This is a genomic window from Gemmatimonas aurantiaca (genome assembly GCF_037190085.1).
Classification (GTDB): domain Bacteria; phylum Gemmatimonadota; class Gemmatimonadetes; order Gemmatimonadales; family Gemmatimonadaceae; genus Gemmatimonas; species Gemmatimonas aurantiaca_A.
The window spans coordinates 382,210-396,738 of record NZ_JBBCJO010000002.1; the positions used below are offsets into that span (position 1 = coordinate 382,210).

Sequence of the window (14,529 nt, forward strand, 5' to 3'; positions counted from 1 at the left end):
ATGAACGACATCACGATCGTCCCCACGTCCCCGTTCGCTGACCAGCGGCCGGGGACGTCCGGTTTGCGGAAGCGCACGCCGGTGTTTCAGCAGCCGCACTATCTCGAAAACTTCGTGCAGGCCCTGCTGGACGAAGCCGCGCTCACGTCCACGCAGACGCTGGTGGTCGGTGGCGATGGACGGTTTCACAACCGGGAGGCCATCGGCGTGATCGTACGCATGGCCGCGGCCAACGGCATCCGTCATGTGATCGTGGGGCGCGGCGGATTGTTGTCCACACCGGCCGCCTCCCATCTCATTCGCACGGGTGCGCATGGCGGGATTATCCTGTCCGCCAGTCACAACCCCGGCGGCCCTGACGGCGATTTTGGCATCAAGTACAACACCGCCAACGGCGGCCCCGCCCCCGAATCGTTCACCAACAAGGTGGCCGAACGTGCGGCGGCATTGACGTCCTATCGTGTGGCGGAGTTGCCGGCGTTCGATCTGGATGTACTGGGTGTGCAGCAACTCGGCACGCTGACACTGGACGTCGTGGATCCGGTGACGGCCTATGCCTCGCTCATGGAAACGCTGTTCGATTTTGACGCCATTCGTGCGCTGCTGGCGGGCGGATTCACCATGCGTTTCGACGCCATGCATGCCATCACCGGACCCTACGCCGTGGAGATTCTGGAGCGACGGCTCGGAGCCCCGGCAGGGACCGTCATCAACGGCACGCCATTGCCAGACTTTGGCGGCGGGCACCCCGACCCCAACCTCACCTACGCGCACGACCTGGTGGAAGAACTGTTCGGGCAGACCGCGCCCGATTTTGGCGCCGCCTCGGATGGGGATGGTGACCGCAACATGATCCTCGGCAAGCGATTCTTCGTCACGCCGAGCGACAGTCTTGCCGTGCTGGCTGCCAATGCCACGCTGGTGCCGGGATATCGTGATGGGCTGGCCGGCGTGGCGCGTTCGATGCCCACCAGCGCCGCGGTGGATGCCGTCGCGGCGAAGCTCGGTATCCCGTGTTACGAAACGCCCACGGGTTGGAAGTTCTTCGGCAATCTGCTGGACGCCGGTCGCATCACGCTGTGTGGCGAAGAGAGCTTTGGCACGGGCAGCAACCACGTGCGCGAAAAAGACGGCCTGTGGGCCGTGCTGTTCTGGCTCAACGTGGTGGCCGCACGTGGAGAGAGCGTGGAGCAGATCGTGCGGGAGCACTGGGCTGGATACGGGCGCAATTATTACACGCGCTACGACTACGAGGGTGTGCCCACGGACGCCGCGAACGGTGTCATGGCGCACCTGCGGGCGCAGCTCGCGTCGTTACCCGGACAGCTGCTGGGTCACCGTGTGGTCGGCGCGGCAGACGATTTTTCCTATACCGATCCGGTGGATGCATCGGTGAGCGCCAGGCAGGGCATCCGCATCCTGTTCGCGGACGGTGCGCGCATCGTGTTTCGCCTGTCCGGCACCGGCACGGAAGGTGCGACCATCCGGGTGTACATCGAAGCGCGGGAAACCGCGCCCGATCGGTTGGGCATGGCCACCGCCGAAGCGCTCGCCGAACTGGTGACGACGGCGCTCGCCGTGAGTGAGATGGTCAAGCGAACGGGAAGAGACGCACCGACGGTGATAACCTGATCGCGGACTCGCCAGCGGCGGAAGCTGAACGCACGACGCGTAACTCATTTCATTCCTCCCATGCAACTGCTGACCGTCACCGAGCACGGTCTCCATTGTCCGGTCGGTGACTTCCACATCGACCCGTGGGCACCGGTCCCGCGGGCCGTGGTCACACATGCGCATGGCGACCATCTCACCTGGGGATGTGACAACTATCTCGTCTCACGCGATGGCGAGAGCATCACACGGGAGCGCCTGGGTCAGTGGGCGCGTGGCCTCGAGTCCGTTCCGTACGGTGAGCCCCGTGTCATCAATGGCGTACGGGTTTCCCTTCATCCGGCCGGACACATACTCGGCTCGGCACAGGTGCGCGTGGAGTATCGTGGCGAAGTGTGGGTGGTGTCGGGTGATTACAAGATCGACCCCGATCCCACCTGCACCCCATGGGAACCGGTGCGATGTCATACGTTCATCACCGAAAGCACATTCGGCTTGCCTATCTATCGATGGCCGTCGCAGCAGCAGGTGTTGAGCGATATCAATGCCTGGTGGGCCCGGAACGCGGAAGCCGGCCGTGTCTCGCTGCTGTGCGGATACGCGCTGGGCAAAGCGCAGCGTCTGTTGGCGGGCCTCGATGCATCCATCGGACCCATTCTCACGCATGGCGCGGTGGAACGCATGACGGCGCTGTACCGGAATGCGGGCGTGGCATTGCCTCCCACGCGTTACGCCCTGGACGCACTGCGCGACGGGGATACGGGCAGCGCCCTGCTGATCGCGCCGCCGAGTGCGGCAGGCACCAGTTGGGTGCGCCGGTTCGGTGATGTCCGTACGGCGTTTGCCAGTGGATGGATGCGCGTGCGTGGCGCCCGACGTCAACGCGGCGTGGATGCGGGGTTCACCCTGTCCGACCATGTGGACTGGCCACAACTGCTCACGGCAATCGATGCCACAGATGCCAGTCAGGTGTGGGTGACCCATGGTTTCACGAACACCGTAGTGCAATGGCTCGTGGAGCAGGGACGGGATGCACGTGTGCTGCCGACCCGTTGGGGTGACGCAGAGGATGCGGAGGCCCCCGGGGAGACGAACGCCACCGGTGAACATGCGGCAGACGAATCCACCGTCGATGGATCTGCACCGTGAAGCAATTCGCCGCATTGTACGACGCCATCGACGCCACCACCGCCACCAATGAGAAAGTGGCCGCCCTGGTGGCGTACTTCCGCACGGTCAGCCCGGCGGATGCGGCGTGGACGGTGGCATTCCTCGTGGGCAGGCGTCCCAGGCGGCTGGTGAAGGCACCAGACCTGCGCGCATGGGCAGCCGAAGCAGCCGATATCCCCGCGTGGCTGTTCGAGGAATGTTATGCGCAGGCCGGCGATCTGGCCGAAACGATCTCGTTGCTCGTGCCGGAGCCGGTGTCGGGCAGCAACGAGTCGCTCGCCTGGTGGGTGGAACAACGCCTGTTGCCGCTCGCCACCATGACTCCCGCGGAACAACGCAATGCGTTGCGGACCGCGTGGGCCGAACTGGGTGGTACGGCGCGGTTTCTGTTCAACAAGCTCATCACCGGCGGCTTTCGGGTGGGCGTTGCCGAAGGACTCGTGGTGCGGGCGCTGTCGCAGGTCAGCGGCGTGGCCGTGGATACCATCGCGCATCGTCTGATGGGACAGTGGGAACCCGGCGCCACCTGGTACGACCAGCTCGTGCACCCCGAGACCACCGATGCGGATTGGAGCAAACCCTATCCCTTCTTCCTCGCCTATCCACTCGAAGCGGCGCCGGACACACTCGGCGACGTACGGGACTGGCAGTGCGAGTGGAAATGGGATGGCATCCGCTGCCAGTTGGTGAGACGTCGCGGACGCACAGTACTGTGGAGTCGTGGTGAGGAGTTGCTCACCGGCCGGTTCCCCGAGGTGGAAGCAAGCGCCGAGTGGTTGCCGGAAGGCACGGTGCTCGATGGTGAGTTGCTGGCGTGGCGTGATGGACAACCGTTGCCGTTCAGCGAGCTGCAACGGCGCATCAATCGCAAGACGGTGGGTAAGACGTTGCTCACCGACGTGCCGTGCCACATGCTGGTGTACGATTGCCTGGAAGTGAACGGGCACGATATCCGCGGTGAATCGTTGCAGGTGCGGCGTGATCGTGTCGAACAGTTGATGGGAAGGCTGCCGTCCGGCGGCTCCATCGGGTTGTCGCCCATCATTGCGGCAGACACATGGGCAGATATCGCGCAGGCGCGTGAAGAGGCGCGCATGCGTCAGAGCGAAGGCATCATGCTCAAGCGCCGCGAGTCGCCGTATGGAGTGGGGCGCAAAGTGGGCGACTGGTGGAAGTGGAAGGTGAATCCGATGACCGTGGATGCGGTGCTCGTCTACGCGCAGGCGGGACATGGGCGTCGCGCGGGACTCTTCACCGACTACACGTTTGCCATCTGGGATGGGCCGGTGCTCGTTCCCTTTGCCAAAGCCTACAGTGGCCTCACCGACGCCGAGATCCGCGAAGTGGATCGCTTCGTGCGGGCGAATACGCTGGAGAAGTTCGGACCGGTGCGCACGGTGAAACCGGAGCTGGTGTTCGAGCTGGCTTTCGAAGGCATTCAGCGGAGCACCCGACACAAGAGCGGCCTCGCGGTACGCTTTCCGCGCATGGCCCGCTGGCGCAAGGACAAACCCGCCGCGGAGGCGGACACGATCGAGATGGTGCGCGCGCTGTTGTCGTCCTGAAGGGCGGGCTCGCTTGACGTCGCACCACCTCCACCAGTAGGATGGACAGGCGCGCAGGGCGCATCCGGTCCGCGGGAAGGGCAGAGCCCACCTGACGCAATACGGCAGCCAGAGCCTGATCTTCTTTCAGCCCGACTCGCGGACACGGGCGCATCGAAAGGAGATCGTATGTCCCGGCCCCTCCCCGAGCACCCGTCGCTCGAACACCTCCGCAAACAGGCCAAAGACCTGTTGCGCCATGCGCGCGCCGAAGACGCCGATGCACGCGCCCGCCTGGCGGCCATTGATCGAGGCGCATCAGGTACGCCGGCCACGCTCGCCGACGCGCAACTCGTGATCGCACGCGAGCATGGTTTCCCGAGCTGGCCGAAGCTGGTGCATCATGTGGAGACCGTTGACGGCGGTGGATTCGTTCTGCGTCCGCTCATTCGCCCGGTGGAACTCTCACCCGGCCGCCGTTGGACGCTCGCCGACGGTACGATCGCATCCACGGACGATGTCTTCGCCATGTTCGTGGCGGCACGCGACGGGGACATGGCCGCGGTGAAGCGACTCGTCGCACATCGTCCGGCGCTTGCAACGGTCGAATACAACTATACGCCGCCGATTCATTTCGCGGTGCGGGAAGGACACCGGAACGTTGCCGAATTCCTCCTGAACCACGGTGCCGATCCGGCCTATCGCAGCTATCCCTTCCAGGAGTCGCTGCTGACGTTTGCCGAGGATCGTGGTCATATGGAACTGGCCGATCTCCTGCGCCACCGCCTGACACGCCGGTTCGCCGTCGTTCCCGGCACACGAACCATCATCGAGGCAGCGACGCGCGGTGATCTTGCGGCGGTGGAGGCGGAGCTGGCCCGGGACGTCACGCTCGCGCGATCCAGCGACGAAACGGGTGACACCGCACTTCACCGTGCGGCGAAAAACGGGTTCCTGTCCATCGTGCGGGTATTGCTCGCCGCAGGCGCGAATGTGGATGCCATACGTGGTGACGGGTATCGACCCGTGCACTGCGCGCTGATGCCCAACTGGTTTTTCCAGGTCTCACATGACACACGAGAAGAGATCGTGGAGTTGCTGTTGTCGCAGGGTGCGCGATACACGGTGTTCATCGCGGCCCTGCGCGGCGACGAACGATTCGTGCGCGATGCCCTGGCCCGCGACCGCTCCTTCGCGAACTTCGAGGATACCTGCCATCATCGTGTACTTTCGGCAGCCGTGCGGCGACACGATGTGGCGATGACCCGATTGCTGCTCGACCACGGAGCCGATCCGAATCTGCCCGAAGAAGGCGCACCACGTGGGCTTTCGTTGTGGATCGCCGTGAATGATGGCGAAGAGATGATCGTCCGCCTGCTGCTGGCGCACGGAGCCGACCCGAACGGTGCGGTCGAATCGAGCGGCACACCGATGTCCCACGCCGAAGGGAAAGATGTCGCACTCGCAGAGCTCCTCAGGCAACACGGCGGGCGGTCACACCGCGCATCCGAACGTGATCAGGTCGCGCGATTCCTGGAGGAAGGAAAGCTGGACGACGCCGAACGGCTGTTGCACGAGCACCCGCACCTCATTCATGACGATGAAGCGGGTTGGGGAGACGGCATCCTCGCCGGTCCCGCAAACCGTGGACGGCATGACATCATCGCGATGCTGCTCCGTCTCGGCGCGCGCGTACCGTCCGTGTCGAAATGGGCGCCCTACTACTACTTCAAGCACGAGGCGACCGCTGCATTCCTGCTGGAGCACGGCATGGATCCCAATCACATGAACTGGCATCGGTTCACGCTGCTGCACCACATGGCGGCCCAGGGCGAACTGGGGAAGGCACGCCTCCTGCTGGATCATGGGGCGGACATCGACGCCATCGACGACGAGTATCGTTCCTCACCACTGGGTGTGGCCGCCCACCGCGGCCAGGGGGCAATAATCGAACTCCTGCTCGCGCGCGGGGCGGACCCTGACGCCGGAGGAGCGTCATGGGCTCTTCCCCTTTCCTGGGCAGAACGGAAGGGGCATCGGACCGTCGCGGACATGCTGCAAAAGGCGACGGGACACCGACCGTAGAATCAGGTGGTTACTATTCGGTATGACCGACTTTCCGCCGTGCCCCGCATGCCAGTCCATCTACGTGTACGAATCAGGTCCCCTGCTCGTCTGCCCCGAGTGCGCCCATGAATGGACGCCGGAGAGTCTCGCGACAGAGCCAGGGGCCGGGACCCGCGTCATCAAGGATGCCAACGGCAATGTCCTGCAGGACGGCGACACGGTCACGGTGATCAAGGATCTCAAGGTCAAGGGCTCGTCGTCTGTCGTGAAGGTCGGCACGAAAGTGAAGAACATCCGCCTCGTCGATGGCGACCACGACATCGACTGCCGTATCGACGGCATCGGTGCGATGAAGCTCAAGTCGGAATTCGTGAAGAAAGCCTGAGTATCCGTCCGTTCACATCCTGTTTGCCGTGACTCTTCTCTCCGTCTCCAACGTCGGCGTTTCTTTTGGCGCGACCGAACTGTTCAAGAACATCACCTTCACCGTCGCCGAGGGTGAACGGTGGGGCATCATCGGGCGGAACGGCGCGGGCAAGTCGACGATTTTCAGCCTCATCACGGGCGACCGTGCACCGACGGTAGGCAGTGTGGCCCGCAAGCCGGGAATGCGGCACGCGCTGCTCGATCAGCATCGCGCATTCGAAGGCGCGACGACCGTCTGGGAAGCCGGTGCGGCGGCATGGCGCGAGGTGATCGCGCTCGAAAAGCACATCGCGGCACAGGCCGTCGAGCTGGGTGAACTCGGCGAGAATGTCAGCGACGCCTTCCTCGAACGCTTCGGGCGGGATCAGGAACGGTTTGCCGACATGGGCGGCTACGAGTACCACGCCCGCGTCGATGCGGTGTTGCAGGGACTCGGTTTCGACGCCGAGGAGTCGAAGACCCGCCTCGTGTCCTCGCTCTCGGGCGGAGAACGCGGCCGCGTGGGGCTCGCGGCGCAGCTCATCGCGCCAGCCGATCTGTTGCTGCTCGACGAACCCACCAATCACCTCGATCTCGACACCACCACCTGGTTGCAGGAATGGCTCAACGAGGCGGACGAGACGGTCATCGTCGTATCACACGATCGTGCGTTCCTCGATGCCATCTGCACGCATATCCTGCACGTGGAAGCCAAATCGAGTGAGTGGTACAAGGGCAACTACAGTCAGTTCGTGCCGCAACGCGCCGAACGGCGTCTTTCGCGCGAGCGTGAACTGGAGAAGCAGCGCGCGTACGTGAAGAAGGAGGAGGAGTACATCCGGCGCAACATCGCGGGCGTCAATTCGTTCCAGGCCAAGGGCAAGCGCAAGCGCCTCGAGCGTCTGCCCCGCCTGGCGCCTCCGGTCGGCGACCCCGCCGCGATGTCGCTCGAGTTCGAGGTGGCGGAACGTGGTGGCGATCAGGTGATCGCCGTCAAGGATCTCCGCGTGGAAGTCCCCGGCCGTGTGCTCGTGGAAGACTTCACCGCCGTGCTCCGGCGCAACGACTTCGTCGCGCTCGTGGGACCGAACGGTGCCGGCAAGTCGTCCTTCATCTCCACGCTCATCGGTGATCGCGAACCGGCGGGAGGCGAGGCCCGCATCGGTGGGTCGATCACGGCGGCGTGGTTCCGGCAGGACCTCGCCGATCTGCCGCTCGACAAGACGATGTATGACGCGATCCAGGATCAGCGTCCTCTCTGGAGCCGGGGGCAGGTGCAGAACTGCCTCGGCGCCTTCGGATTCAGCGGCGACGAGGTGCAGCGCGAGATCAGATCATTGAGCGGTGGCGAGCGGGCCCGCATGGCGCTCGCGTTGATGACGCTGTCGCGCGCGAATCTGCTCATTCTCGACGAACCCACCAACCATCTCGACGTGGAGAACATCGAAGCCCTCGAAGACGCGCTCGATGAATACGAGGGCTCGGTGCTCCTGGTGAGTCACGACCGGGCGTTTCTGCGGGAAGTGGCCACGCGGGTCTGGTCGTTCGACGGCACGCGTCTCCGGGACTTCGACGGCCCGTTCGTGGAGTGGGAGGCCGATCGCGCGCGGCGCAGTGCCACCAGGTGACGGCCCCCCGATCTCCCTGAACCCTACCGCTTCGGCAACGTCGCCCGATAGGCGTTGATCGCGTCGATCGTGGTCTTCACGCGCACATCGGCGATCTTGCGACCCAGATCCTGCAGCCAGGCGAGCGACTGGAACTTGATGCCGTTGATCTCCGCCTCACCGGCCTTCACGCGCTGTTCGAAACGGATCGACTGCGGGTCGGCGAGTGCCAGCGTGGCGTCGATACCGAGTTCCTCGTGCAGGCCGCTGGTGCCGGTGCTGGCGCCGATCTTGATGCCCTCAGGGATCTTGAGCTCGTTCTGGATGTACGGCTGCACCACGCTGGTGTGGTTGTAGTACTCCGGGACGTGCTTGAAGTAGACCCTGTCCGGGCTCTCGGCGTAGACCTTCGTGAGCGAATCGGCCGCCGCCTGCATGCCGCGTCCGTTCCCGCCGCTGTCGCCCAGATAGTAGATCTCCTTGAAGCCCATGCTGCGCAGATAGTTGCCCATGTCGTAGAGCAGCGCGAAGTAGGTGGCCTGCGAAAGCATCGGGCCCGCCCGGCCGGGCTGGATGTTGGTGCCGGCGTTGCCGGGTTCGAGCGTGACCAGCGGCGCCACCAGCGTTTTGCCCATCTTCCGGGCCAACATCTCTCCCAGCAGCCGGTTGTTGATGTTGTGCTTGTTCATCGAGAGGTTGCCGTCGTTGTTCTCGACACCTCCCGTCATGATCAGTACGGTCGTGTAGCCGTCCTTGACCAGGTCGCGGAACTCGGGCTGCGTGAGCTCTTCGAGCCACACCGTGTTGATGCCCTCGATGGTGCGGGGCTTGTTGGCCAACGCCTGCCGCTGGGCCGCCTGCGCTCCCCCGCCCCCGCCCGCTCCCTGCTGTGCCGAGGCGTTCACTGCGAACAGCGGGATCGTCAACAGCGCCATCAGCGTTCTCTTCATCACGTCTCCGGGGTCTGGGGCACACGGGCCTGGGGCGTTCTCATCCTGAGCCTTCCTGAGTCGTCCTGAATCTGGCCGCCGACGACGCAGGTCGCCAACTGGCTTGCCGAAGATATGGGCGCGGATCGGACGAGTCCCCGTCGTAGGCGACCACGCCACAGCGGCATCACTCACATATCGAAGTATCCCGCGATCCGCGCGCCCAGCCACATGCCGACCCCCAGGCCGAGCATGCTGAGGATGAAGCTGGTCATGATGCCGACGGTACTGCCCAGCCACCAGCCACCGTAGCTGAAAACCGTGGAGCCGATGAAGACGAGGAGTTTTTTCATGGCGTGACCGGCCGAACGGGATTCTCCATCCGATTGATGTTCCGGATCTCCGCAAGTTCGTCGTCGGTGAAGCCGATCTCCTGGAGAATGCCAAGAATGAAGTCGGTCTTCCCGACGCTGTAGCGGTCGATGTCCTCGGGGAACTGCCTGACCAACGTCTCCTTCAAGTCGCCGTATTGCAGGGCAACGTCCGGGTGAGCCCGGAGATAGTCGCGGAGGCCGAGGTGGTTCTTCAGGGAGAGGCTGCTCCGGGGGCTGGCGTAGAGGTGATGCTTCGGCAGTGACTCCGGGTGCCGAAATGCTTCGCGTCCAGGGACGCCGAGATTGCCCCGATGGGTGTAGCCGATCCCGGCCAGGGCCTTCACCACGTAGGGAATATCGCGCGGTGAAGCCACCACGATGCAGGCGTCGATGACGGGCTTCGCACGAAGCCCCGGGACCGAGGTGCTGCCCACATGTTCGAGGCGCATGGCCGCGTGCTGCACCACGGGCCATACGTGCGCGTGGATCCGCTCGAAGATGCGCGGCCACTCGGGGTCGTACTCCCTGATGTCGACTCTGGGCATTGGTTGGTCTGTGCCTGCTGCGGTAGATCAGCTCATGTCATCTCGGCGCTCATAACGATCTTGCCCGGGTTGAACGGGCACAAGATGTCCTGCACCGTGAAGCGGGACCGTCACCACTCACGAACGCGCAGGACGCGACGCGGTGTATGGTCTTCCGGCGGAGAACACGCCCTCGAAACCTTCGCGCAACGTGCGGTCGAGCACGATGCCCCGCGCCGAAACGGGTTCGCGCGCCGGCATCTCGTAGGCCGTACATCCCGCGGAGGCATCACCATTGGGGGCACGACACCCCCAGAACATGCCGCCGGGACGGGCGAACGTGAGCGCCACGGTCTCCGCATCCGGGAGGATCTGTCCCGTGGAGGGAAACGGCGGCGTCTGTGAACTCCAGGGCGTCTTGCCCGCATGCCCCGCGCCGGTGAGCGCCACCACGAGGCTTCCCGGCAAACCGGCCCGGGCCTCCATCAGGGACTGGGCGAGTGCCGCCTCACGCTGACGGGACACCGCCGGTTCGGGAACCCGGTCGAAGGCGACGATTGCGATGCGACGGCCTTCGGCCACGAGCCGGCGCGCCGATTCGATGAGATCGAATACGGCCTGGGTCGTGCGCCCTTCGTTGACCTGCCAGGCCGGGGACGAGAGCAGCGCCGTGCGGGCCGCATCGCTTCCATCCGACGACAGATAGGCTTCCAGCGCCGACTGATTCGCGGGTGTGAACTCGATACCGAGCACCACCGGTCGTCCACTCTTCGCGGCGACACACAATGCGTCGGCAGCCACCGCCGGCATCTCCACGGTGCCGTGATATTCACCGATGAGCAGATAGTTCAGCGACGGCAGATGCAGAACGGTCTCGATACCCGGCAGGGATCCACATTCGGCAGGGGCGATCCGGGGCGCAATCGCAGGAAAATCGAGGACCTGAAGGACGGCGGCGAGAAAGACGTGCAGCATCGAGGGTATCCATTGGTGGGAGATGATGCCATTGCAGCGGCGGGTTCCCTCCATACCCGTGGATGACCGTCCGCGTCACATCCACGGCGGTCCCGGAATCGGCTCCGCTATCGCATGCCGCGGTAGAACCAGCGTTTCGCCCATTCTGCGCTCACCACGTAGCCCAGGACGATCACTCCCATCAGTCCCAGGAAAAGCGGGGGCAGTGGCACGAAGCCGAAAGCCGCACCGAGCGGGGTGTAGGGAATCACCAGCGTTGCAGCGGCCACCGCGAACGTCGTGTTCAACAACGCGCGTCCCGGCCGGCTGTGAAGAAAACTGCCGCGTGTGCGCACCACGAGCACGATCAGGGTCGCCGAGACAACGGACTCGACGAACCATCCGGTCCGGAATTCCGCCGGGCCGGCACGCAGCAGCCAGAGCAGCACGCCGAACGTCAGGTAGTCGAACGCGGAGCTGACGAGCCCGAACGTGAGCATGAATCGGCGAATGAAACCGATGTCCCAGCGACGCGGCCGTTCGATCCAGTCGGCGTCCACCTGATCCGAGGAGATGGTCAACTCCGGAATGTCGGTGAGCAGATTGGTCAGCAGAATCTGCTTGGGCAGCAGCGGCAGAAACGGCAGCAGGAGCGAAGCGCCCGCCATACTGAACATATTGCCGAAATTGGCACTGGTGGCCATGAACACGTATTTGAGCGTGTTGGCAAACGTCCGCCGTCCCTCACGCACCCCAGCCTCCAGCACGGCAAGATCCGGCTCGAGGAGCACGATGTCGGCCGCTTCCTTCGCGACGTCCACGGCTTCCTGCACCGAAATGGAGACATCAGCCGCATGCAGCGCCGGGGCATCGTTGATCCCGTCGCCCATGTAGCCCACCACATGTCCGGCCTTGCGCAGCGCACGGATGATCCGCTCCTTCTGATTGGGCTCGACCTCGGCGAAGATATCCGTCTCCGTCGCGATGACCGGCAAGGCATCGTCGCTCAGTGCGAGGAGATCGGCGCCGCTCAGAACCCGGGGGTCGGGCAGACCGACCTGTGCGCCCACGCGGGCAGCAACCAATGCATTGTCCCCGGTGATCATCTTCAACTGCACGCCCAGCGTGGCCAGTGCGGTCACGGCCGTCTCGACACCCTGCTTGGGCGGGTCTTCGAGGGCGAGAAGTCCCAGGAAGGTCATGTCGTGTTCCGAGTCGCGGTCGATGGGACCGGGCGACGCGGTCTCGCGTATGGCAACGCCGAGCGTGCGATACCCGTCGCCACTCAGCTTCGCATACTGCCGTTCGATTCCCTCGCGCGCGGCGGCGATGGGAATCGGGCCGTCCGCCTGTTCGGCGAACGTGCATACGTCGAGAATGTTGCTCAGCGCGCCCTTCGTGATCAGCACCGCGCGCCCCTCGTGCTCGGCAAGCACGCTCAGACGCTTGCGCGCGAAGTCGTAGGGAACTTCATCGAGCTTGCGCCAGCCGTCGAGCGGGAAGACGTGATGGCTCCGGATGGCCGCATCGATCGGATTGCCGAAAGCGGTCTGATAGGAGGCGTTCACGAAGGCATGCAGCAGCACCCGTTCGCTGTCGTTTCCTGTCGCATCGAGCGCGGCGTGCACACGCGCCTGGCCTTCGGTGAGCGTGCCCGTCTTGTCGGAGCAGAGCACATTCATGCTGCCGAAGTTCTCGATGGCGGCCAGTCGTTTGACGATGACGCCCTTCTCACCCATCCGGCGGGCGCCGCTCGCCAGATTCACACTGATGATGGCCGGCAGCAATTGCGGCGTGAGTCCCACCGCGAGCGCCAATGCGAACAGGAAGGAGTCGAGTACCGGTCGGTGCAGATAGATGTTGAACCCGAAAATGGCGATCACCAGCACCAACGTGATCTCCATCAGCAGGTAACCGAAGCGGCGCACGCCCTGCTCGAAATCGGTTTCCGTCGGACGCAGGCGCAACCGCGCGGCGATCGATCCGAATTCGGTCGACTTTCCGGTACGCACGACCATGGCTCGTCCACTGCCGCTGATCACGTGTGTTCCCAGAAAGAGCATGTTGTCACGCTGCGCGAGCGGTGCATCCGCCGGCTTCACCCCGGGCGTCTTGTCCACGGGAAAACTCTCTCCCGTGAGCGCGGCCTCGTTCACGAACAGATCCTGCTCCGCGAGCAAGAGGCAGTCCGCCGGAATGCTGGAGCCCGCGGAGAGCAGCACCACATCACCCGGCACCAACCCGTCCACCGCGATCTCGATCTCGTGCCCATCACGCAGGACGGTGGCCTGTGCCGCGACGGTGGCCAGCAGCTTCTCGACCACCATCGCGGCGCCACGCTCCTGCCAGAAGCCGAGGAGAGCGCTCACCCCGACAATCGCCAGAATGATGACCCCATCCGTGGGGTCGTGCAGCGCGAAGGAAAGCAATGCCGCGCCGACGAGCAGGAGGACGAGTGGGCTGGTGAGCTGTCGCAGCAGCAATGTCGGGGCATCGGAACGCTTGCGCTCGCCAAGCACGTTCGGTCCGATCCGGGCCAGGCGCTCCGCTGCGGCGTCCCCGGTGAGACCATTGGCCGACGATTGCAGCGCCGACATCACGTCGGCCGTCGGGATGCTCCAGAATGCACGCAGGGCGTCTTGCATCGCTGAGAAAGTGTCGTCAGGCCGCCAGTGCGGCCTCCGTTGGAGGCGGTCCGCCTTGCGGAAGTTACGCGTCTGTCAAGAGTCCTGCCTGGGTCTCTACATTGCATGAACGTCCATGGTGGAACACACATCAGCCCATCGTGATCCATGACAACCTTGGTCCATGCCTCCTGCGCATTCTGCGACATCCTCTCCGGTCGCCTGCCCGCGACCATCGTCGCGGAGGATGCGCTGACCATCGCGTTGCTGGATCTCCGGCAATTCCACCCGGGCCACGTCCTGGTCATTCCCCGGCAACATGTGAGCGACATACGCACGGCGGACGACGCCGTGGCCGCCGCGGTCATGCGCATGGTGGCCCGTGTCGCACGTGCGGTGGATCGCTGTTTCCCCTCCGATGGTCTCAGTGTCTGGCATTCCGCCGGCGCCGGCGCCAATCAGGAAGTTCCGCATCTCCATGTGCACGTGCATCCCCGATGGACCGGCGATGAACTGCTTCGCATCTATCCGCACGCACCCGAATATCCCGATCGCACGACGTTGAACGAGTGGGGCGTGCGACTCACGCAGGCGTTGCACGATCCCGAAGCGACGACCGACGACAGACCCTGACGGCATCCGCCTGCCGTCGGTCGCTCCGCACATGGCAGTTTTGGTCGTATGTCTGTCATTGCCGCCATGGTCCGATCAGGCAAATTT

12 protein-coding genes are annotated in these 14,529 nt (G+C 64.4%); 7 read left to right on the forward strand and 5 right to left on the reverse strand.

The annotated features are described in order from the left end of the window. From WG208_RS03280 to WG208_RS03305, 6 genes are all read left to right on the forward strand, one after another. Entirely contained in the window at nucleotides 1–1,632 is a 1,632-nt protein-coding gene (locus tag WG208_RS03280) for an alpha-D-glucose phosphate-specific phosphoglucomutase (RefSeq protein ID WP_337169890.1), read from the forward strand. Between the two features lie 60 nt (nucleotides 1,633–1,692). Then, nucleotides 1,693–2,760 carry a ligase-associated DNA damage response exonuclease gene (locus WG208_RS03285; protein ID WP_337169891.1) on the forward strand — a complete coding sequence of 356 codons (1,068 nt, stop codon included), beginning with the start codon at nucleotides 1,693–1,695 and terminating at the stop codon, nucleotides 2,758–2,760. After that, nucleotides 2,757–4,346: an ATP-dependent DNA ligase gene (locus WG208_RS03290; RefSeq protein WP_337169892.1), complete on the forward strand. Its 1,590-nt coding sequence runs from the start codon at nucleotides 2,757–2,759 to the stop codon at nucleotides 4,344–4,346. The genes WG208_RS03285 and WG208_RS03290 overlap by 4 nt, the downstream gene beginning before the upstream one ends. 168 nt (nucleotides 4,347–4,514) lie before the next feature. Continuing rightward, nucleotides 4,515–6,410, forward strand: a complete 1,896-nt coding sequence (locus tag WG208_RS03295) for an ankyrin repeat domain-containing protein (RefSeq protein WP_337169893.1) — start codon at nucleotides 4,515–4,517, stop codon at nucleotides 6,408–6,410. Between the two features lie 22 nt (nucleotides 6,411–6,432). Next, a complete protein-coding gene (locus WG208_RS03300) occupies nucleotides 6,433–6,777 on the forward strand; it encodes a zinc ribbon domain-containing protein YjdM (RefSeq protein WP_337169894.1) in 345 nt (114 codons plus the stop codon). A gap of 28 nt (nucleotides 6,778–6,805) precedes the next feature. Then, on the forward strand, nucleotides 6,806–8,425 hold the full coding sequence (locus tag WG208_RS03305; RefSeq protein ID WP_337169895.1) for an ABC-F family ATP-binding cassette domain-containing protein: 1,620 nt from the start codon (nucleotides 6,806–6,808) through the stop codon (nucleotides 8,423–8,425). A 23-nt stretch (nucleotides 8,426–8,448) separates the two neighbouring features. On the opposite strand, the gene WG208_RS03310 is transcribed toward WG208_RS03305, so the two are convergent. The 5 genes from WG208_RS03310 to mgtA form a co-directional block, all read right to left on the reverse strand. Next, nucleotides 8,449–9,354, reverse strand: coding sequence for a creatininase family protein (locus WG208_RS03310; protein WP_337169896.1), 906 nt, complete (start codon nucleotides 9,352–9,354; stop codon nucleotides 8,449–8,451). Between the two features lie 170 nt (nucleotides 9,355–9,524). Continuing rightward, a complete protein-coding gene (locus WG208_RS03315; RefSeq protein WP_337169897.1) occupies nucleotides 9,525–9,686 on the reverse strand; it encodes a hypothetical protein in 162 nt (53 codons plus the stop codon). Further along, nucleotides 9,683–10,252, reverse strand: a complete 570-nt coding sequence (locus WG208_RS03320) for a GrpB family protein (RefSeq protein WP_337169898.1) — start codon at nucleotides 10,250–10,252, stop codon at nucleotides 9,683–9,685. Before WG208_RS03320 ends, WG208_RS03315 begins: the two co-directional genes overlap by 4 nt. A 117-nt stretch (nucleotides 10,253–10,369) precedes the next feature. After that, the gene (locus tag WG208_RS03325) at nucleotides 10,370–11,206 is read right to left on the reverse strand and encodes a hypothetical protein (RefSeq protein ID WP_337169899.1); all 837 of its coding nucleotides are present in this window, start codon (nucleotides 11,204–11,206) and stop codon (nucleotides 10,370–10,372) included. Between the two features lie 107 nt (nucleotides 11,207–11,313). Continuing rightward, on the reverse strand, nucleotides 11,314–13,830 hold the full coding sequence (gene mgtA / locus WG208_RS03330) for a magnesium-translocating P-type ATPase (RefSeq protein ID WP_337169900.1): 2,517 nt from the start codon (nucleotides 13,828–13,830) through the stop codon (nucleotides 11,314–11,316). A gap of 147 nt (nucleotides 13,831–13,977) precedes the next feature. Here mgtA and WG208_RS03335 point away from each other — a divergent pair, with 147 nt between their 5' ends. Further along, nucleotides 13,978–14,442, forward strand: coding sequence for an HIT family protein (locus tag WG208_RS03335; RefSeq protein ID WP_337169901.1), 465 nt, complete (start codon nucleotides 13,978–13,980; stop codon nucleotides 14,440–14,442). Nucleotides 14,443–14,529: the final 87 nt, after the last annotated feature.

Bases quoted from the DNA above. Each gene is read 5' to 3' on its own strand.
- WG208_RS03280 (WP_337169890.1), top strand. From the start codon at position 1: ATGAACGACATCACGATCGTCCCCACGTCCCCGTTCGCTGACCAGCGG.
- WG208_RS03285 (WP_337169891.1), top strand. From the start codon at position 1,693: ATGCAACTGCTGACCGTCACCGAGCACGGTCTCCATTGTCCGGTCGGT.
- WG208_RS03295 (WP_337169893.1), top strand. From the start codon at position 4,515: ATGTCCCGGCCCCTCCCCGAGCACCCGTCGCTCGAACACCTCCGCAAA.
- WG208_RS03300 (WP_337169894.1), top strand. From the start codon at position 6,433: ATGACCGACTTTCCGCCGTGCCCCGCATGCCAGTCCATCTACGTGTAC.
- WG208_RS03310 (WP_337169896.1), bottom strand. From the start codon at position 9,354: ATGAAGAGAACGCTGATGGCGCTGTTGACGATCCCGCTGTTCGCAGTG.
- WG208_RS03315 (WP_337169897.1), bottom strand. From the start codon at position 9,686: ATGAAAAAACTCCTCGTCTTCATCGGCTCCACGGTTTTCAGCTACGGT.
- WG208_RS03320 (WP_337169898.1), bottom strand. From the start codon at position 10,252: ATGCCCAGAGTCGACATCAGGGAGTACGACCCCGAGTGGCCGCGCATC.
- WG208_RS03325 (WP_337169899.1), bottom strand. From the start codon at position 11,206: ATGCTGCACGTCTTTCTCGCCGCCGTCCTTCAGGTCCTCGATTTTCCT.
- mgtA (WP_337169900.1), bottom strand. From the start codon at position 13,830: ATGCAAGACGCCCTGCGTGCATTCTGGAGCATCCCGACGGCCGACGTG.
- WG208_RS03335 (WP_337169901.1), top strand. From the start codon at position 13,978: ATGACAACCTTGGTCCATGCCTCCTGCGCATTCTGCGACATCCTCTCC.